The sequence below is a fragment of the Pedobacter sp. genome (assembly GCF_041645105.1).
GTDB lineage: Bacteria > Bacteroidota > Bacteroidia > Sphingobacteriales > Sphingobacteriaceae > Pedobacter.
On sequence record NZ_JBAZQQ010000005.1, the window covers coordinates 146,528 to 166,128 of the forward strand.

A 19,601-nucleotide genomic window follows, 5' to 3' on the forward strand; every position below is an offset into this window, starting at 1 on the left:
AATTACACAAAACTTAGACCGAAACTGGATAATTATTATTCTATTGGCATGTTTTTTAGTAAATTGATGTATATGAGAAAAGCATTTATCGCGATTGCGGCATTTTTAGTGGCGCTGACTGTAATGTTGGGGCTTACCTATTCACCATTATGGTGGTTGTTCCTGTTCACTGGACCCGTTGTTTTATTAGGGATTTATGATCTCTATCAGCCGAAACATAGTATTGTAAGAAATTACCCCGTAGTGGGGAGGTTAAGATACTTTATGGAAGACCTAAGGCCTAAAATTTACCAGTATTTTGTGGAGAGCGATACCAATGGTAAGCCCTTTAGCCGGTTAAATCGTTCCCTCATTTACCAAAGGGCAAAAATGGAAAATGATACCATCCCTTTTGGAACACAGCTTGATGTTTATGAAAATGGATATGAATGGCTAAGTCATAGTATTGCTGCCATAAGTCATCATGAGCTTAATGAAGACCCACGAGTATTAGTAGGTGGGCCAGCTTGTCTAAAGCCCTATTCAGCTAGTATATATAATATTTCCGCTATGAGTTTTGGTTCATTGAGTCAAAATGCCATTTTAGCTTTAAATGGAGGAGCTAAGCTGGGTAACTTTGCACACAATACAGGGGAGGGAGGAATTAGTGATTACCATGCAAATCCTGGTGGTGATTTGATCTGGCAGATTGGTACAGGTTATTTTGGTTGTCGAAATCATGATGATGGATCTTTTGATCCAGATGCTTTTGCAAAAAGAGCCGGTACTGATCAGGTAAGAATGATAGAGATTAAGTTATCGCAAGGAGCTAAACCTGGGCATGGGGGGATTTTGCCTGCTAAAAAGGTAACTCCGGAAATTGCCAGGATCAGGTTGGTGAAAGAAGGTTATGATGTCATTTCTCCACCTTCACACTCTGCTTTTAAGACCCCTATAGAAATGCTGAATTTTGTAAAGCAACTTCGTGATTTATCAGGAGGTAAACCTATTGGAATAAAATTGTGTATAGGCCGACGGAGCGAGTTTTTCGCTATTTGCAAAGCAATGGTTGAAACTGGCATCTATGTGGATTTTGTGACTGTAGATGGGGGAGAAGGTGGCACAGGAGCATCACCACAAGAGTTCTCAAATGCTGTAGGGATGCCTTTGCGTGAAGCGGTTGCATTTGTATATGATGTATTGTCGGGTTTTAATTTAAAGCAGCATATTAAAATTATTGCTTCAGGTAAGGTAGCATCTGGATTTGATCTGGTAAAAAATATTGCACTTGGTGCTGATTTATGTAATTCAGCACGTGGAATGATGTTTGCCCTAGGCTGCATACAAGCGCTGGAATGTAATAGCAATACTTGTCCAACCGGGGTGGCGACTCAAGATCCTAGTTTGATGAAAGGTTTGGTGGTTGAAGATAAAAAAGTAAGGGTATTTAACTTTCATAGACTCACAGTAGCGAGTGCAGTTGAGCTTTTAGGTGCTGCGGGCCTTCATCATCCTTACCAGCTTACAAGAGCTTATATTAATCGAAGAACAGCGCCAAATGTAATGCAGTCGTACCTGGAGAGTTTCCCTTACATTCCTGAAGGTAGTTTACTGCAAACTCCATATCCTTTAAGGTTTGAATTGGGGATGGCATTAAGTACCTCGACTAGTTTCACTCCCACAGATTATAAGGTCTCATTGGTTGATTATGCGCATGCCAATTCATTCTCAGATACTTTGGATGAGGGTAAGAGCAAACCTTAAAAGAAATTGAGATATAAAAAAAGGAGCTTGTAATTAAATGCAAGCTCCTTTTTTTATATCTAATTAGTTATTAAAACTCAGCATTCTTTGGAAAACGTGGGAATGCAATTACGTCTCTGATATTTGTCATACCGCTTACAAAGAGTACTAGTCTTTCAAAACCTAAACCAAATCCTGCATGCGGTGCAGAACCAAAGCGTCTTGTGTCTAAGAACCACCATAACTCTTCTTGTGGAATGTTCATTTTTTCCATTCTTTCAGTCAGTTTATCCAAGCGCTCCTCTCTCTGAGAGCCGCCAACAATCTCACCTATTCCAGGGAATAAGATGTCCATTGCAGCAACGGTATTTCTTCCTAATTCATCAGGTTCGTTCTGACGCATGTAGAATGATTTGATATCAGCAGGGTAGTCAGTTAATATTACAGGTTTTTTGAAATGCTTCTCTACCAGGTAACGTTCATGTTCCGATTGTAAATCAGCACCCCATTCATCGATTAGATATTTAAATTGTTTTTTCTGATTCGGTTTAGAAGATTTTAAAATCTTAATCGCTTCCGTATAAGTGATGCGCTCAAAATCATTACTTAAGCAAAAGTTTAGTTTGTCAAGTAAAGATAATTCGCTGCGCTCATTTTGAGGTTTCGACTTCTCTTCGTCCAACAAACGACTATTTAAGAACTCAAGTTCTTCTTTACAGTTTTTAAGGGCATATTCGATTACATACTTTAACATTTCCTCTGCAAGGTTCATATTGTCTTCCAGGTCAGCAAAAGCAATCTCAGGTTCAACCATCCAGAATTCTGCAAGGTGACGGGTTGTATTAGAATTTTCGGCCCTGAATGTAGGCCCGAAAGTGTAAATCTGACCGAATGCCATAGCAGCTAACTCACCTTCAAGCTGACCAGAAACGGTTAAATTTGCAGAGCGGGCAAAGAAGTCTTCTGAAAAGTCTATTTTTCCATCATCAGTACGAGGTGGGTTGTCGAGATCTAAAGTTGTCACTTTAAACATTTCACCAGCACCTTCTGCGTCAGAAGCTGTAATAATAGGAGTGTGCATATACACGAAGCCTTTTTCATTATAAAACTGGTGTATAGCAAATGCCAAGGCATGACGAACTTTAAAAACTGCATTAAAAGTATTGGTGCGGAAACGTAAATGTGCGATTTCCCTTAGAAACTCCAGACTATGCTTTTTAGGTTGTAAAGGGAATTTATCAGGATCGCTATCGCCAAGTATCTCGATGGTGCCAGCTTTAATATCTACTCTTTGACCTTTTCCTACAGATTCAACAATTGTGCCTTTAACAGCTATTGCAGCTCCGGTATTAATTCGTTTTAACAATTCATCCGGTGTATTATTAAAGTCAACTACGATCTGGATATTTCCCATGCAGGAACCATCATTTATAGCAATAAACTGGTTGTTCCGAAATGTCCGTACCCAACCCATAACAGTTACTTCCCTGTTAAATTCATTTGTCTCTAGCAGACTTTTTACTTTTTCTCTGTGTATCATGATTTTATTATGGAGAGTGTCAAAAATAAGGAAAATCATGAATAAATAAGAGTGTATTATTTATGAGTTGTTGGTTTGGTGTTTTTGTGTTAAATGGGTGTGTTTTATTCTTGTTTTGTTTATTTTTTTTGTGTGATTTTTATCATTTGTTGTGTTTTTTGATTGTTTTAGTTGTTATTCTTGTGTGTTTTTGTGTTGTGTTGTTGTTTTGTTGTGGTTTTTGTTGTTATTATTTTTGTATTTACGTGTTTTGTGTGTTGTTTATGAGTTTTTTTATGTGTTTGTGTGGTATTTTTATGGTATTTAATTGTTTTTTGTAAAATATTTTGAATTTATGATGTTTTTTTGTGTGAAATTCATATATTTGTAATGCTCGTTTAATTTATATTTGGTTAGAGAGGCCTATGTCTGGATGGATATAGGCCTCTTGTTTTTATAAAAGTTTGTTATTAAACATAAGGGCACAAAAAAAAGCTGCCTTTTTTGAAGGCAGCTTTCAGACATTATTTTTTTACGACTTATGCCAATACCTTAGTTACTAAATCCGAAGCATCTTGTAAGGCGATAGCAGAATAAACTTTTAAACCAGATTCGTCGATCAGTTTTTTAGCCTCTTCAGCATTCGTACCTTGTAAACGGCAGATGATTGGAACTGGAACGTCACCAATTTCTTTATAAGCATCAATTACACCTTGAGCAACACGGTCACAACGAACAATACCACCAAAGATGTTAATTAATATAGCTTTAACATTTGGATCCTTAAGGATGATGTTAAAACCAGCTTTAACAGTTTGTGCATTTGCAGTTCCACCTACGTCTAAGAAGTTAGCAGGTTCACCACCGGCAATTTTGATGATGTCCATTGTAGCCATAGCTAAACCAGCACCATTAACCATACAACCAACGTTACCGTCAAGTTTTACATAGTTAAGGTTTGACTCACTAGCTTCTACATCAGTAGGATCTTCTTCTAACTTATCACGCATTGCTGCATAATCAGGATGACGGAACAAAGCGTTCTCATCTAAATCAACTTTAGCATCAACAGCGATAATTTTGTCGTCTGAAGTTTTCAACACAGGATTGATTTCAAACATAGCAGAATCAGTGTTGTCATATGCTTTGTAAAGTGCAGAAACAAACTTCACCATTTCTTTATGAGCAGGGCCGCTTAAACCTAAGTTAAAAGCAATTTTACGAGCCTGGAATCCTTGTAAACCCACTTTAGGGTCAATTTCTTCTTTGAAAATCAAGTGAGGTGTATGTTCGGCAACCTCCTCAATGTCCATACCACCTTCGGTAGAGTACATGATGATGTTTCTTCCGTTTGCACGGTCTAATAACACACTTACGTAAAATTCTTTAGTTTCAGAAGCTCCCGGATAGTAAACATCCTGTGCAACTAAAATCTTGTTAACCTTTTTACCTTCTGGACCAGTTTGAGGAGTTACCAATTGCATTCCTAAAATTGCAGATGCTCTTTCCTTAACCTCATCAAGGTTTTTAGCTAGCTTTACACCACCGCCTTTACCTCTACCACCTGCGTGGATCTGAGCTTTAATTACAACCCAGTCAGAATTGTAGTCAGTTTTCATTTTTTTAGCAGCTTCTACAGCTTGCTCTACCGTGTCGGCTACTATACCTTCTTGTACGGCTACTCCAAAACTTTTAAGTATTTCTTTACCTTGATATTCGTGGATATTCATTATGCTGAAAAAATTTGTTCAAATCTACAACTTCAAACCCTTTAAACAAAGGGCAATTGAGTTTTTTTAGAAATGATCCTTTTAATTTTAGTTTAAAAACAGAATAACAACCTTTGCTTAATCCTACTCAACTTTTTAACCTGAAATTTATAGCTTCCAACAAAGTTTTTTGCTTCTTCCTCTCTTTAAATTTATAGATCATAAACAAAGTCAATAAAAGTCCCATTATTAGGTATGTGTTTGGTTCAGACATGCTTTGCGTATCCTCGTCAGGATCAAGATTTTTATTGCCAGAGATAATTTGCTTTTGTTTTTCTAACAAAGCCATTTTCTGTGCCTCATTTTCTACAACAATAAAAGAAGTTAAAGGAGAAAGTATCTCACTTATCATACTTTGCTTTATTAACTGTATGTGCTCATCATTAGATGAATTGTTGTTTGTAATCGCTCTGATCTGCATCCCATGTAAGTTTAGACCGGAAAGCCAGGACTTTTTGTTTGCTTGAATTATATTTGATTCAGATTGATTGTCAGTAACAATTGAAGGTCGATCATCTTTTGGCAAATAAGCAGTGGGAGATGTAACATTTGGCCAGGCGTATACAGGCACTGAATCAATTAATTTTGATGTTGTTGTTAGTCTCGATTTGGAGTTTGAATTAAAAGAGTGTGTCCACAGTTTATGATCAGCATCAAGTTCATAGAAAAATGAATTCTCAGGGTATGTTATTTTAAAATCTGAAAAATCATTTTGAATAATGGCGTCAGATAAACTTTCTGTTAGAACGATCATGATAGGAAATGACTTCTCCTTGTTTTTATAATTGTTGATCAGGATTTTTTTAATGGCCGAATTAAGGTAAAAGCCTCCATCGTATGCATATTTATTTAGCTTGGTTTCCCAGTCTTTATCCATCTGGATTTCATTAGCAAAAGAATTTGTAAGATTAAGTCGAATGTCTTCTTTTTTAAGTTGATGTGTGGTTGTTAGTTTTTTGATTCTAGTTAAATAGCTTCTAATATTTTTTTCCTTGCCTTTAGAAACATCAATAATGAAATGATATATAGGTTTGCGGTTAATCAGTTTTAATTTAGCTTTTTCATTTGCTGGAATATATGTCGTTTGGTTTATAGATTCTACTTTAGGTCTAAAACTAGAGTCTGCTTTCCCGAAAGGGACCATTACTCCATCAAAATCTAAAGTAAATGGTTCCTTATGAATGAATTCAATACCGGTTTTTCTTACTTCTTTCGCTGAAAATGGAAAGACTTTGAATGCTATCTTATTTCCGGTTAGATAGTAGAGGATCCCTGGATCTCGATTTTCATTTCTAATGTTTGAAAATACCCAAAGTGCTGACTTTTTCTCTGCGAGTATTCCATTTTCTCTTCTTGTCCCAACGTTAAGGTAGTAATTACTGATCCAGCATCCATCAGGTAACGTGAATTCTGTTTCGTAGATTGCTAAATTCATATCGCCAGAATTCGTTAACTCTAAATCCAATGTACTAATCCAAGATTGCTGTTTTTTGTCGAACCTGCTTGTATTTTTAATTTTGGATAACTTAATGTTGTTTGTAGTGCTATCTTCAACAATTGTTAACGGGTTCTTCTTTTTACCAAAAAAAATCTGCTCTAAAGTATTAATTTTAAGATCAGATAAGATCATATTATCTAAAACCAGCCAGTTGTAATAGGTACTGATGTAAGGTGTGTTACTATTTGCAAATAAGTTGTTACGATCTTTGTTTGTCTTTATGGTTGATAGTGTACTTTGCAATGTTTTTTTATCCACATAATAAGTCTTGGAGTAATCGGGACTATATACATAAGTCAAAGCATTGTTTAGTACTTTTCTGTCGTGTAAATTGAAACCTGTAATCATAAGAGGTAAAATGCTGAGCATGACAACAGATAAAATAGTAGCTTTTAAGGAAGAATATTTATGCCTCAGAAGTTTCAGCTCTTTATAAAGTTCATTGGTTTGAAGAATAAAAAGGAGTAATGGAGCTAGCATTAAAAAGCCTATTCCAACCAAAAAAGTTGCAATAATAGCAAATGGCAAATAAGGAAGAAATACAATTAGAAAATAAATTGTATAAGGGAAGCAGATTAGCAATCCAGAAATACGGATTATTCGCAAGTTGAAATTTTCCGGGGTCGGTAAGCAAATTAATAGTCCATTTACAATTGCTATAATATAGAACCATACCTGACTAAAGTTTCCGAACATAAATTCTGCAAATTTATATCTACCGGTAAATAAGCCATTGTTAAACCCTAACCCAACTAAGGGAAGGACTAACGCTATAGTGATTTTCCAATAGATGGAGTATTTTAATAAAGTGTCAGATTGTAAGGTAGTTAAGATGTAAATTGCTCTGCAGAGAAAAAACAAGAATAATATAGAAGCCGTTATACATAGAATAATTAAGGCATGAGATCCAAAGAATCTATCTTGGTTTTGCCATAATGGTAGAATGATCTGAGCAAATACGTATGCAGCAAGAGGAATCGACAGGCTATATAGAAAATTTAATCCGGCATTTGTTGTCGATGGTTTGGTACTGGTCATAACAACCAATATAAAAAGTGCATGTGCCAGGGTAGGCATTAGAAATGTTCCAGGATAAAGAATGACCTCAGAAGAAATCATCCAGTTCGGTATGCTGCCAGGGATAAGTATATTGCTATACTCAGAGTAGCAGTAAATTAATAAGCTGTATGATAGTAATGATATTAGTGCATAATATACTGAAAGTTGTTTTTTTTGAATTACACAAAAGATAAGGTAAGCTGATAGAAGGCATGTTAAACCGATTAAAGTTAATCCAAATTTGAACCACAAGGATTTAATTTTAATAGATAAAAGGCTTTCAATAATATTATAGTTGCTGTAAAAAAGGACAAATAGTAAAAGAACCGGAAGAATATTTATTAATATTAACCAACGTGGATTAAGCAAGTTTTTCATTCTCAGGAAAGTATTTGGTGAGTAGATAAGTCAATGTTTTATAAAATACAATAAGGAAGAATAGATATACAAATGTTCCCTGAGCTTGATGAAACCAAGTGCTAATTTGTATTTGAGGAGTCAATTTCTGTATAAAAATGGCAATAATTATTCTTGAAGTGTTTACAAAAACTGTAAGCACCCAAGTACTCAAGATGCTGAAGAATAGTAATTTGAATTTCTTATTTTGAAAGTGGTTTATAATAACAAAATAACCAATAATGAAGATGAGGATAAAGAAGTTAAAACCAGAGCATGATTTTTCTATTAAAATATTGAAATCATGATAAAAATATCCAGAACCGTTTAAGAATACACTTTCGGAGTTACTTAAAAATGAAATCATTTTGTTTGTTGGGCTAAGGATGAAGATTAAATCATTTGCATCCATATGTGTATAGGCAACTTTAAGTACTCCAAATAATACAATGCCCAAAGCATAATAAAAGCCATTTTTCTTTATATCCATTTTATGCATTATTTATTCAATCCAAAGTGCTTAGCTGTATTTCCATCCACTAGATTCCATGATAACCAGGACGTTTTTCGATAACGTTTGCCGAAATTTTCAATTCGTCGATCAAGTCGCTCCTGTAATTTGATGTTTGGACTAATAGCTTCTGTGTTTAACCGATTAGCTTCTGAAGTCGAATCACCGAGCAGTTTATCTCGGTTTTCATCAAGTAAAGGGAGTACCCTGTCTGATAAGGAAAGTAGATAGTCAGGATCTATGACTTTTGACTCAGAGTGGTTGAAATTGTATTTAGCGATAAAAACATCCCAACTTACTAAACTAAAACCAAGCAGTAAAGCAAACCAAATATGACCATTGATTTTAAACAGGTAGAAGAGTGTTTTTTGTTTAGCCACTTTTATATAAACAGTGATCAAACCAATTATACAAAGTAAGGCAAATACAATAACACCAATTCTTTTATGTGTCAAACCGTAAAACTCAATATAGTAACCATCTCTAATAAGAACAGATACGATCAGGATGGAGTTTTGGATCATCCAGGTAAATGCCAGAAGTTTTAGTGTTTTACTTTTACTGTAAAAGTTTAAGTTCCCTCTAAAGAAATATAGGATTACTGCCATAGCCATCACGATGCTAAAAATCAAAGCATTGGTTCCTTCATGTAAATCAGCGGAAAAATTACCAGAAGGTTTAAATCCAAACCATAGTGTGCAGATATCTATGGTATTAATAATTAGTAATAAGATATTCAAAGCTATAAATGAGATGATCCCAGTGATATATTCCGTTTTAAGTGCTAACTTTTTATATAGTAGATTACCGCTGAAAGTTTCAATAATCTGGTACCATATGGTTTTTGATCTTTTGCTTCTTCTTTCTAAATCCTCTTTAATATTTTGCTCTAGATCTCCTAATTTTTTACTAAAACAGGTAAGCAATAAGCCCCCGGTCAGTATGAGTCCCAGACAAAAGAAAAATAGACGACTGAAGTTGAAATCGACAAAAAACAGATCTAGAAATCCAGTTAAAAGTAAGGATAAGCTTGTGGAGATGTTATCCAGGTAATGTGCAAAAACCTGGTTAGCGTTACTATAAATAATCGTAAAAACGGTGACAATAAATAGCGGGATGAAAATGTATTTAGCCAATTTTAAGATTGGTCTGAGATTGAAATTTCCAATATTAACCGAATTGAGGTTTTGAATAACATTAAAAGGTAAAGTCAGAAATTGTACAAATGCAGCCATCATTGCAGTAAAAACCGTTCTAATCTGTTGGTAATGACTAAACCCTATAAATAGGAACAAACTAATATAATAGGCTACAATGCTTAGATCCGAGTTGATAATAACAACTAAAATGGCTGCCAGGAGATGTGAAGCCGCATATGTCATAAACTTGCGACTCTTAATAATCTCAGTGTTGAAGAATGTAATGCCAAGAATATAAAGACTGTATATCAACAGATTTAGTCCCAAGTCCTCTGTCCAGAACAGGTAGTTAAATAGCAATCCACCTAATAAAGTAGATAGGAGCAAAAAGTTTGATTTATTTTTCATGTTATGTTTTTTATTTAAAAGTACTTTGTGTTTCAAAGTATATGTGTAAAAAAAATTAAATGCCCTTAATCATCTTTTCTAAAGCATCTAAATGTGCTTTGAAAGCATATCTGCCTAAATCTGTAATGATATATGTAGTATTTGTTTTTTTGCCGATAAATGATTTTTGGACTTTTAAAAATTCCGCCTGCTCCAATGTATTTAAGTGGGAGGCAAGGTTGCCATCTGTTAACTCCAGCAATTGTTTCAACTCATTGAAGCTAATGCTATCATTTACAATTAATACAGACATTACGCCCAATCTGATACGACTGTCGAATATCTTGTTAAGTGCCTCGATTGGGTTCTTCATTAATTGGCCCTTTCATATTTAAAATACATCAGCATTCCATAAAGAATATGGAGTATACCAAAACCAATTGCCCAGAAATACAGACCATAGCCAATGTAAAACATACAAATCAATCCCAATACAATTTCACAATAGCCTAAAAATCGAATATCAGTATAAGTGTATTTACTGGCATTAATTAAAGCTAATCCGTAAAAAATAAGGCAGGATGGAGCAACTAATCCATATGTGTTAGGATGTACAAGAAGTAAAGCGATAATGAATAGTCCACCAGAAACCAATGGGATAGCTAGGTTTACTAATAGATTTTTTGTGGTTCTGTCCCAAAATGGTAATTTCCTTTTTCTACTTTGTCTCAATGTTAAGAGTAAGCCACCAATTAATGCCACTACCAATACTCCAAAACCTATTTTAAGTAAGTTGGCTTCGAGATCTTCTAATGAATGACCATAAATAGAATTATTATTTAAAAAATCATTAATCTCGCTATGAGCAAAGTAAGCACCTACAAGGGCAGTTAAACCAGCGAAAACTCCTGATAATCCGCTTAAAGAAATGAATCTGGACGAACGGTCCATCAACTTTTTGATGTCGTTCAATGCATTGAGTTGTTCTTCCTTATTGCTCATTTTAAAAGTGCTTTGTATTTCAAAGTTATGCGATAAAATTGAAACTCCAAATATTATTTTCAATTATTTCTTCGAGTCAATCTATTTTTAAATTTTATCGTGCTTGTGCTCTTAACCTTGTGCTATGTTTTTGTAAGTTTGCAGCTATGCTAAAAGCCACAGGTATAAAAAAATCTTATGGAAGTCTACCTATTTTAAAAGGAGTGGATTTTGAAGTGTCGAAAGGTGAAATAGTGAGTATTATAGGTGCTTCTGGTGCTGGTAAAAGTACACTTTTACATATTTTAGGAACTTTGGATAAACCTGATGAGGGCCAGGTGGAACTGAAAGGAACCAAGGTAAATCATTTGTCGGGGGAGTTGTTAAGCATTTTTAGGAATAAAAACATTGGGTTTGTATTTCAGTTTCATCATTTGTTACCTGAATTTACTGCGCTCGAAAACATTTGTATTCCAGCTTTTATAGCGAAAACAAATAAAAAACAAGCAGAACATAGAGCTTTTGAGCTGTTAGATCTACTTGGTTTAAAGGATAGAGCACATCATAAACCCAATCAATTATCAGGTGGTGAGCAACAGAGGATTGCAGTAGCAAGAGCTTTAATTAATAATCCGGCTATTATTTTGGCAGATGAACCATCGGGTAATCTGGATTCAGCAAATGCCAGTGCTTTACATGATTTTTTTATCACGCTGCGTGATAATTTTCAACAAACCTTTGTTATTGTTACGCATAATGAAGAATTAGCTAAAATAAGTGATAGGGTGGTAACCATGAAGGATGGTTTAATTATATGAGAATACTAATAACTGGCGGGAAGTCTGCCCAGGCCATAAAACAGGCCAATCAATTTGAAAATGATAGTGTAATCCTGGCCGACTATGGTGATATGCCAAGTTTTCCATCTGCAAAGTATAAGTTCTTATCGTTAGGGGAACGGAATGATGATATCATTGCCCATAATTTATTAAACCATTGTCTGAACGAGGGTGCTGATGCAATTTTAGCATTACAGGATTTTGAAATGGTTGAACTTCAAAAATCTGTTGTTCTGTTTACTGAATTTAATATTGAGATCTTGAGTTTGGATGTCAATAACCCCTAGAATTAATAATGACTACTGCTGAATATTTAAAAGAAAAAGAGTTCTTTATTTTTGAACTTGATGATGTTGTTTATCCTGAGAAAGACTATCTGTTGCAGGTTTATTACCTATTTGCACAGTTTATTGAGTATGGCGAACAGATTAATGCTACAGATATATTAAAGTATATGCAAGATTATTATCTGGAGCATGGAGATAAAGATATTTTTGAAAAGACAGCAGTGAAGTTTTCTATTCATGAAAAATACAAAGTAAACTTCGATATGCTTTTGCATAGCGTTCGTCTCCCTTTAAAGCTTTTGATTTATAATGAAGTATCAGCATTAATGCAGGCCATTGTTTTAGAGCGTAAGCAGATTTTCTTATTTGTGCAGAGAAATCCGGCTATGCAACTCAATAAAATAAAACAAATTGAGTGGAAAGGATTGGAACAATACCTTACTGTATTTTTCAAAGAAGAGTTTGAGCCTGAAAATGATGCTTTGAAATTGATAATGGAACAGCAGCAATTAGATAGAACTAAAATATTGCTTATAGGAAATACTACATTTGCGGAAATATCCTCAAGAGTAAATGATGTAGATTATTTGAATGTGAATGAACTATTTGTAGCGTAATTCCGTTTATATTTACCTTATATTTACTCAAAAAAATCAACATGAAACGTATCTTCTGGTTTGGGAAATCCAATTTCCTAATTGCAATGGTTCTAATTATGGCTTTGGGAGCCTGCAAAAAGTCAAAAGTTACACCTGAACCAGATCCAGTGGATCCGACTGTTGAGTCAAATACCAAACAAATACCAACTACGAACAGAAGAGAGCTGACAAACGATTCTTTATTTCTGTATGCCAAACAAATTTATTTCTGGAATACGACTTTACCAAGTTATGATGTTTTTGAGCCAAGGAAATACCAATCTGGTAGTAGCTATTTAGCAATTTATGAAAATACCTTATGGAATATTGGTAAGGTGACTGGTTCTCCAGATTATATAGAAGGAAAAAACTGGCTTAAATATTCGTATATCAGTGATTCAGATCTTGACAATCCGCAAGCTTCAGCACCATTAGTGAAATCTAATGTAGATCTTGAAGGAAATGGAATGGATATCGGTATACGTCCGGTTTCTTATTTAACAACGAACTCCGAGGCCGGACCATATTATTTGTTTGTGACAGCCGTGTATCCTGGATCACCAGCTGCTATTGTAGGAATGAAACGTGGGTATATGATTCAGAAAATTAATGGTGTTAGTGTAGGTACATCATTTAATTCTTCGTCGGAAGTTGCTGCACGTAATCAAATAAATGGATCATCAGCTGTACGGTTGCAAGGTGTCATTAGTTCAGGAGGAGTTAACATAGGGCCTTTTGATATCACATTGACCCCGGGTTCTTATAAAAGCAATCCGGTTTATATTACCAAAACAATTACTGCGGGTACAAAAAAAATAGGGTACATTAATTTTGCCCGCTTTTCTAATCTAAAAAATAATGCGCAGTCAGCACTTGATGATGCTTTTTCTACATTTGTTGCTAATGGTGTGAAGGATTTAATCGTCGACTTAAGGTATAATGGAGGTGGCTATATCAATACAGCCGAATATTTGATCAATTTGATAGCTCCTGCTAATTTGACTGGGTCGGTAATGTTCAGGGAATATTACAATGCAACGATGCAGGGTGGCAGAGCGTCAATTCTTAAAAATCAACCATTGCTTGATGATAATAACTTACCTCAATATGAGGCCGGGAAGTTGGTAACTTATGCAGATATTGTTTATACACCAGAGATACAGACCACCAGGTTCGCTAAAAGAGGAAGCCTTACAGGTGTGACAAGTGTTATTTTTATTGTCTCTGGAAATACTGCATCCGCAAGTGAGTTGGTTATTAATTCTTTGAAAGCATATATGAATGTAAAAGTGGTTGGAGAGAAAACTTATGGTAAACCAATTGGTTTTTTTCCGATCAGGTTAGAAAATAGGTATGATGTTTATTTTTCAATGTTTGAAACAAAAAACGCTAAAGGAGAAGGTGGTTATTTTAATGGGATGATACCTGATTATGCTGAAAATAATGTAGAGGAAGACTTCTGGGATAACCCTTTTTATGACTTTGGAGATGTTAATGAGGGTTATCTTGCAAAAGCGATTAGCGTAGTGCCTGGTGTCGGCATACCTGTAACGACTTCTTCAAAAGCAGCGAAAATGATCATTAATGGTCGAGATATAAATTTATCAAAAATAAATATTATAAAGCCCGTGAAACCGAATGATGAATTTCTGGGTATGATTGAAGATCGTTTAAAGCGCAAATAACCTTAAAAACCTGTTTATTAGCTAACTGTAATTTATGTCATTAATATTATTGTGATATTTGTGTAAATGCTTTTGAATAATGCTGCTTTTTTTGTTTATTGGTACAACAAATGATGTTTTTATAAGAACTTCATTATTTTAAGCGAATAAACATTATGATAGGGGAATTAATAGAAAAGGAATCAATCGACATCAGTCAGATCATACCTGCAGAAGAAAACCATACCGAAGAATTGAAAGATAGATTAAACTCTGCCCAACGCTTGGGAAATGAATTTAAAGCTAAAGCGGATATTTCTTTTAATACAAAGGAAGGGCCTAAAACGGTTTCTACAACTGTATGGGCAGTTACAGAAAAATATATTCAATTAAAAAATGGGATACACATCCCTTTGAATAGCTTATTGGCAATAGAGTTTTAGGTTTATTGCTTTTTCAATTGCAATTTTTCTCTAAAGATGGATTGTAGATTACGGTCTTTATCGATGTTGTTAATGGCTTCCAATATGGCAGCAGCAGCATCGGTAAAGAACGCTTTATTAATGTTCTTATACTCATCTGATGCCTGATGATAGTCCTTATGATCTTCTACACCGAAATACAGAAAGGGAATGTTTTTGGCATCAAATGAGCTTTGGTCACTTTGGTTAGTCCAGTCTTCAGGTCCCAATTTAGGGTCATCATGACCAAATAATATTTTAATCTTTGGTCTGGTAGTGATAAAATACTTTTTTAACTCTGGATATTTGAAAGTGCCACAGGCATAAAGTTCTCCTTTGTCATTCCGACTAATCATGTCCATATTTACATTCAACTTGATTTTTTCCAGACTTACTTGTGGATTTGCAACAAAAGCTATTGAACCATACATTCCCATTTCTTCTGCATCAAATGCAGCAAAAATTAAAGTATGATTAGGCTTATTTGCTTTAAAATATTCAGCGAATTTAAGTAAAGCAGCCACACCTGAAGCATTATCGTCAGCACCATTATAGATTTCGTTTTTAATGATGCCAATATGATCGTAATGGGCTGAAATAACAATTACATCATCGGTTTTTCCTTCAATGTAACCGATCATGTTTTTACCATTAAAAGTTCCTCCATCTTTATCAAAAGAGAAGGGCTGCTCATAACCTTTTAATTGCTGGAATGAAAGTAAGCCTATATTACCAAAACGTTCACCAATAAATGTTCTCGCCATTTCTGCACCTTTAGTTCCTGTTTTACGACCCTCATATGCATCAGAAGATAATACCTCAACATCACTAAGCAATTGCTTGTCTGTAGATGCAGAGGTCGACTTTTTTACAGAACTACAGCTTAATAATAAGCCTAGAGATATCAATAAATAGCTATTCATTTTCAAAGGTGTATGCATTAAATAAAGGTAATTATATTGAATGAGAAAGCCATCATCGTATTTTTGTAAAAACTTAATGCTGTATCCTGCTGTTTTAATTAATCATGTTAAATTGGGAATATTATCAATCATAAATAATTTAAAATGGAATATAGACGTTTAGGTAAGTCTGGCTTACAAGTTAGCGCTTTGTCGCTCGGTAGCTGGCTTACATTCGGACAACAGATCAGTGATAAAACAGCAGACGAACTCATGGGTATGGCTTACGATGCTGGTGTGAACTTCTTCGATAATGCAGAAGGATATGCTGCAGGTAAATCAGAAATTGTTATGGGTAAAATCCTTAAAGCGCACAAATGGGAACGTGAATCTTTCGTTGTATCGAGTAAAGTGTTTTTTGGAACGGAAAACAAAGGGCCAAATAGGGTAGGGCTTTCCCGTAAACATGTCATAGAAGCTTGTAATGGTACTTTGTCAAGGCTGCAGGTTGATTATCTTGATTTATACTTCTGTCACCGTCCAGATAAAAATACGCCAATTGAAGAAACGGTTTGGGCAATGAATACCTTGTTACAACAAGGGAAAATCCTGTACTGGGGAACTTCAGAATGGACTGCAGTTGAAATTATGGAAGCTATTCGTGTGGCTAAACAATACAACCTGATAGGGCCAACTATGGAGCAGCCGCAGTATAACCTAATGGAAAGGAATAAAGTAGAGCATGATTATATGCTATTGTTTAAAGAGCATGGATTAGGTACGACTATTTGGTCTCCATTGGCTTCAGGTTTGTTATCAGGTAAGTATACTGCCAAAAATACTACTAATACTCGTTTGGAACTAAAAGGGATGGAATGGTTAAAGGATGCAGTATTAAACGAAGAGAAGTTGAAGAAAGCGGAGGAGCTACAAAAGCTTGCTGATCAATTGAATGTGCCGCTTGCTAAATTGTCTTTAGCCTGGTGTCTTAAAAATCCTAATGTAAGTAGTGTAATTTTGGGCGCATCCAAAACTGCTCAGCTAAAAGAAAACCTGACAGCTTTAGAAGTTGTGCCATTACTAACAGATGAGGTGATGACTAAAATTGAAGATATCGTACAAACTAAACCAAAAGTGGTGCAGTTTTAAATAAAGATTGTCCAAAATGATGTGGATAAACCTATCATTTTGGACAATTTTTTTAATCTATTTAATGCTAATAATAAGTCAGCCTGATTACTCCGGCCATCTTTTTGGCTAACCTGATCACCTGTCTTGTATATCCGTATTCATTGTCATACCAGGCGTATAAAACTACAGATTTGTTATCTTTCGCTACAATTGTAGCAGGTCCATCAATAATGGAAGCATGGCTGTTACCAATCAGATCCGAGCTCACCAACTCATTAGAAATAGAGTACTCAATCTGCTCAGATAAATCTCCAAACAATGATGCTTGTTTCAATACTTCCGCAATTTCCTGCTTAGAAGTAACGGTATTTAAAGATAAATTCAATATCGCCAGAGATACATTTGGTGTAGGTACACGTACCGCATTACCAGTCAATTTACCACCTAAATGCGGAATAACTTTCGCTACAGCCTTGTCTGCTCCTGTTTCAGTAATTACAAGATTTAAAGCAGCGGAACGGCCTCTGCGGTATTTTTTATGGTAATTATCTAACAGATTTTGATCATTTGTGTAAGAGTGGACCGTTTCAATATGACCTTTCTCAATACCAAAAGCATCATCAACGATTTTCAATACCGGAACAATCGCATTAGTGGTACATGATGCATTTGATAGAATGTTTTCTACTTCAAAATCAAATGCTGTATCATTAATTCCTGCAACAACATTCGGAATATCTCCTTTAGCTGGTGCAGTAAGCAGCACTTTGCTAATGCCAGGCGATTGCAGGTGTCTGCTTAATCCTTCACGATCACGATAGATGCCAGTGTTGTCAATTAATAGAGCATCTTTAATATCATAAGCTGTGTAGTCAACTGATTCAGGACTAGAAGCTACAATGAAACTAACAGTCTGCCCATTAATAATCAGTGCTTTATTCTCAAAATCCTCAACTATAGTGCCATGAAAAGGCCCATGGATAGAATCGGTACGTAGCAGTTCAGCTCTTTTGATCAATTCTTCATCGCTATAACTACGGGTAACAATGGCTCTTAGACGAAGTTGTTCTCCTTTTCCTGCTTGTAAAATAAGTTCACGTGCAGCAATTCTGCCAATACGACCAAAGCCAAAGAGTACAACATCCACCGGCGTTAAACTCATCTTATCCTTTCCGATGTGTTTACTCAGTTTGGTTACTACAAAATCATGAATAGAAGAATAGTGATCGTTATCTGCCAGCCATTCCGAAGCTAATCGGCCAATATCTACTCTGGAAGGTGCAAGATTACATTTAGCAATAGTAGCCGCAAGCTCTAAAGTAGTATAGATGCTGATATCTTTTCCACTAACTTCTTTTGCATATTGATGATGTGCGAGTATTTCGCTGCTACCTACATCAAATAAAGGTTTTCGGAATAATACAAGTTCAACGGATCTGTCGAACCATAGTTGTCCAACGATATTGATCAGCTCAATAGCTTTTTTTTCTTTTTCAATCCAATTTTGAAATTCGGATTGGTACTTGTTTAACATGTCAGTTTTTTTTGGTTAGAATGCTGCAAAAGTAAAAAAGATTGAGTGAGTACCCAATCTTTTTTGCTTTATAATTTTAATGAAAATGTAATCGAGGTTTTATCCCAGATATGATTTCAATATTTTGCTTCTTGAAGTATGACGTAAGCGTTGTAAAGCTTTGTCTTTAATTTGACGAACACGTTCACGAGTCAGGTTAAATTTCTCACCGATCTCTTCCAGAGAAAGAGGGTGGTTCGTGCTTAAACCGAAAAATAAAACGATGATTTCACGTTCGCGTTCAGTTAAAGTAGAAAGTGAACGTTTTATTTCTTCAGAAAGAGATTCATTGATTAAGCTGCTGTCAGTGTTTGGTTCATGGTTTTCCAATACATCAAGTAATGTATTTTCTTCACCCTGAACAAAAGGAGCATCCATAGATACATGGCGGCCAGAGTTACTTAAAGTATCGGATATTTTATCTACAGTAGTCTCTAAGATGTCTGCCAATTCTTCAGGAGAAGGCTCACGTTCATATTCTTGCTCTAATTTTGAAAAAGCTTTGCTGATTTTACTTAAAGAGCCAACTTGGTTTAAAGGTAAACGTACAATACGACTTTGCTCAGCAATAGCCTGCAATATCGACTGACGAATCCACCAAACGGCATAAGATATAAATTTGAAACCTTTAGTCTCATCAAAACGCTTGGCAGCTTTAATTAAGCCCAGGTTACCTTCGTTGATTAAATCTCCTAAGGTTAAACCTTGATTTTGATATTGCTTAGCAACCGAAACCACGAAACGTAAGTTAGTCTTTGTTAAGCGTTCTAATGCAGCCTGATCTCCTTCCCGTATCTTCCTTGCTAATATTACTTCTTCTTCTGCGGTTATTAAATCTACCTTACCAATCTCGTGAAGGTATTTGTCTAATGATTGACTTTCGCGATTGGTAATTGATTGCGTGATTTTGAGTTGTCTCATTTATATGTTTTGGTACTCGTTATTTGTTTTGACGTGCAAAAGTAAGGATTTAAAGGCATTTTTGAAACATAAATTCCTGAAAATGTTACACTTTACAGCGGTAATTTCTATCTTGTATTTGCAGCAAATATTATTCCAAAATACTTCTGTCAGTCTATTATTTTATTGAATAGGCGACTTAAATAGAAAGGGTTTAAGTGAATG

17 protein-coding genes are annotated in these 19,601 nt (G+C 35.2%); 7 read left to right on the forward strand and 10 right to left on the reverse strand.

All coding sequences use genetic code 11. From position 1 onward, the window contains the following. The first annotated feature begins 72 nt into the window (after positions 1–72). Positions 73–1,743: an FMN-binding glutamate synthase family protein gene (locus tag WC623_RS16580; RefSeq protein ID WP_372853092.1), complete on the forward strand. Its 1,671-nt coding sequence runs from the start codon at positions 73–75 to the stop codon at positions 1,741–1,743. 70 nt (positions 1,744–1,813) lie between these two features. On the opposite strand, the gene asnS is transcribed toward WC623_RS16580, so the two are convergent. The 7 genes from asnS to WC623_RS16615 all read right to left on the reverse strand — a co-directional run bounded on the left by asnS (position 1,814) and on the right by WC623_RS16615 (position 11,002). Next, positions 1,814–3,262, reverse strand: coding sequence for an asparagine--tRNA ligase (asnS, locus tag WC623_RS16585; RefSeq protein ID WP_372853094.1), 1,449 nt, complete (start codon positions 3,260–3,262; stop codon positions 1,814–1,816). 518 nt (positions 3,263–3,780) lie between these two features. Further along, the gene (sucC, locus tag WC623_RS16590; RefSeq protein ID WP_372853096.1) at positions 3,781–4,971 is read right to left on the reverse strand and encodes an ADP-forming succinate--CoA ligase subunit beta; all 1,191 of its coding nucleotides are present in this window, start codon (positions 4,969–4,971) and stop codon (positions 3,781–3,783) included. Positions 4,972–5,098: 127 nt separating this feature from the next. Then, positions 5,099–7,945 (reverse strand): MSEP-CTERM sorting domain-containing protein, encoded by a 2,847-nt coding sequence (locus WC623_RS16595; protein WP_372853098.1) that lies wholly within the window; start codon positions 7,943–7,945, stop codon positions 5,099–5,101. Then, entirely contained in the window at positions 7,929–8,453 is a 525-nt protein-coding gene (xrtK, locus tag WC623_RS16600) for an exosortase K (RefSeq protein WP_372853100.1), read from the reverse strand. The genes WC623_RS16595 and xrtK overlap by 17 nt, the downstream gene beginning before the upstream one ends. A gap of 8 nt (positions 8,454–8,461) precedes the next feature. Further along, positions 8,462–10,021 carry a DUF4173 domain-containing protein gene (locus tag WC623_RS16605; RefSeq protein ID WP_372853102.1) on the reverse strand — a complete coding sequence of 520 codons (1,560 nt, stop codon included), beginning with the start codon at positions 10,019–10,021 and terminating at the stop codon, positions 8,462–8,464. 55 nt (positions 10,022–10,076) lie between these two features. Then, positions 10,077–10,373, reverse strand: a complete 297-nt coding sequence (locus tag WC623_RS16610; protein ID WP_349786968.1) for a transcriptional regulator — start codon at positions 10,371–10,373, stop codon at positions 10,077–10,079. Continuing rightward, the gene (locus WC623_RS16615) at positions 10,373–11,002 is read right to left on the reverse strand and encodes a hypothetical protein (protein WP_372853104.1); all 630 of its coding nucleotides are present in this window, start codon (positions 11,000–11,002) and stop codon (positions 10,373–10,375) included. The genes WC623_RS16610 and WC623_RS16615 overlap by 1 nt, the downstream gene beginning before the upstream one ends. Positions 11,003–11,148: 146 nt before the next feature. Between WC623_RS16615 and WC623_RS16620 the strand changes: the two genes are divergently transcribed. The 5 genes from WC623_RS16620 (at position 11,149) to WC623_RS16640 (ending at position 14,852) form a co-directional block, all read left to right on the forward strand. Further along, on the forward strand, positions 11,149–11,799 hold the full coding sequence (locus WC623_RS16620) for an ABC transporter ATP-binding protein (RefSeq protein WP_372853106.1): 651 nt from the start codon (positions 11,149–11,151) through the stop codon (positions 11,797–11,799). After that, entirely contained in the window at positions 11,796–12,107 is a 312-nt protein-coding gene (locus WC623_RS16625) for a hypothetical protein (protein ID WP_372853108.1), read from the forward strand. Before WC623_RS16620 ends, WC623_RS16625 begins: the two co-directional genes overlap by 4 nt. 8 nt (positions 12,108–12,115) lie before the next feature. Further along, entirely contained in the window at positions 12,116–12,724 is a 609-nt protein-coding gene (locus WC623_RS16630) for a haloacid dehalogenase (protein WP_372853110.1), read from the forward strand. Positions 12,725–12,765: 41 nt separating this feature from the next. Further along, positions 12,766–14,430, forward strand: a complete 1,665-nt coding sequence (locus WC623_RS16635; RefSeq protein ID WP_372853112.1) for a S41 family peptidase — start codon at positions 12,766–12,768, stop codon at positions 14,428–14,430. A 155-nt stretch (positions 14,431–14,585) separates the two neighbouring features. Next, on the forward strand, positions 14,586–14,852 hold the full coding sequence (locus WC623_RS16640) for a hypothetical protein (protein WP_372853114.1): 267 nt from the start codon (positions 14,586–14,588) through the stop codon (positions 14,850–14,852). A 2-nt stretch (positions 14,853–14,854) separates the two neighbouring features. On the opposite strand, the gene WC623_RS16645 is transcribed toward WC623_RS16640, so the two are convergent. Further along, positions 14,855–15,793 (reverse strand): M20/M25/M40 family metallo-hydrolase, encoded by a 939-nt coding sequence (locus WC623_RS16645; RefSeq protein ID WP_372853116.1) that lies wholly within the window; start codon positions 15,791–15,793, stop codon positions 14,855–14,857. Between the two features lie 144 nt (positions 15,794–15,937). Between WC623_RS16645 and WC623_RS16650 the strand changes: the two genes are divergently transcribed. Next, positions 15,938–16,921 carry a potassium channel beta subunit family protein gene (locus tag WC623_RS16650; protein WP_372853118.1) on the forward strand — a complete coding sequence of 328 codons (984 nt, stop codon included), beginning with the start codon at positions 15,938–15,940 and terminating at the stop codon, positions 16,919–16,921. Between the two features lie 67 nt (positions 16,922–16,988). Here WC623_RS16650 and WC623_RS16655 read toward each other — a convergent pair whose 3' ends face one another. Together WC623_RS16655 and WC623_RS16660 are read right to left on the reverse strand one after the other, a co-directional pair. Continuing rightward, entirely contained in the window at positions 16,989–18,437 is a 1,449-nt protein-coding gene (locus WC623_RS16655; protein ID WP_372853120.1) for a glyceraldehyde-3-phosphate dehydrogenase, read from the reverse strand. A 99-nt stretch (positions 18,438–18,536) separates the two neighbouring features. After that, positions 18,537–19,397: an RNA polymerase sigma factor RpoD/SigA gene (locus WC623_RS16660; protein ID WP_008242129.1), complete on the reverse strand. Its 861-nt coding sequence runs from the start codon at positions 19,395–19,397 to the stop codon at positions 18,537–18,539. Between the last annotated feature and the right edge of the window lie 204 nt (positions 19,398–19,601).

Excerpts from the sequence above, each read along its gene's own strand:
- WC623_RS16620 (WP_372853106.1), top strand. The coding sequence starts at position 11,149 with ATGCTAAAAGCCACAGGTATAAAAAAATCTTATGGAAGTCTACCTATT.
- WC623_RS16580 (WP_372853092.1), top strand. The coding sequence starts at position 73 with ATGAGAAAAGCATTTATCGCGATTGCGGCATTTTTAGTGGCGCTGACT.
- WC623_RS16645 (WP_372853116.1), bottom strand. The coding sequence starts at position 15,793 with ATGAATAGCTATTTATTGATATCTCTAGGCTTATTATTAAGCTGTAGT.
- sucC (WP_372853096.1), bottom strand. The coding sequence starts at position 4,971 with ATGAATATCCACGAATATCAAGGTAAAGAAATACTTAAAAGTTTTGGA.
- xrtK (WP_372853100.1), bottom strand. The coding sequence starts at position 8,453 with ATGGATATAAAGAAAAATGGCTTTTATTATGCTTTGGGCATTGTATTA.
- WC623_RS16640 (WP_372853114.1), top strand. The coding sequence starts at position 14,586 with ATGATAGGGGAATTAATAGAAAAGGAATCAATCGACATCAGTCAGATC.
- WC623_RS16655 (WP_372853120.1), bottom strand. The coding sequence starts at position 18,437 with ATGTTAAACAAGTACCAATCCGAATTTCAAAATTGGATTGAAAAAGAA.
- WC623_RS16630 (WP_372853110.1), top strand. The coding sequence starts at position 12,116 with ATGACTACTGCTGAATATTTAAAAGAAAAAGAGTTCTTTATTTTTGAA.
- WC623_RS16660 (WP_008242129.1), bottom strand. The coding sequence starts at position 19,397 with ATGAGACAACTCAAAATCACGCAATCAATTACCAATCGCGAAAGTCAA.
- WC623_RS16605 (WP_372853102.1), bottom strand. The coding sequence starts at position 10,021 with ATGAAAAATAAATCAAACTTTTTGCTCCTATCTACTTTATTAGGTGGA.
- WC623_RS16635 (WP_372853112.1), top strand. The coding sequence starts at position 12,766 with ATGAAACGTATCTTCTGGTTTGGGAAATCCAATTTCCTAATTGCAATG.
- asnS (WP_372853094.1), bottom strand. The coding sequence starts at position 3,262 with ATGATACACAGAGAAAAAGTAAAAAGTCTGCTAGAGACAAATGAATTT.
- WC623_RS16650 (WP_372853118.1), top strand. The coding sequence starts at position 15,938 with ATGGAATATAGACGTTTAGGTAAGTCTGGCTTACAAGTTAGCGCTTTG.
- WC623_RS16595 (WP_372853098.1), bottom strand. The coding sequence starts at position 7,945 with ATGAAAAACTTGCTTAATCCACGTTGGTTAATATTAATAAATATTCTT.
- WC623_RS16610 (WP_349786968.1), bottom strand. The coding sequence starts at position 10,373 with ATGAAGAACCCAATCGAGGCACTTAACAAGATATTCGACAGTCGTATC.
- WC623_RS16625 (WP_372853108.1), top strand. The coding sequence starts at position 11,796 with ATGAGAATACTAATAACTGGCGGGAAGTCTGCCCAGGCCATAAAACAG.
- WC623_RS16615 (WP_372853104.1), bottom strand. The coding sequence starts at position 11,002 with ATGAGCAATAAGGAAGAACAACTCAATGCATTGAACGACATCAAAAAG.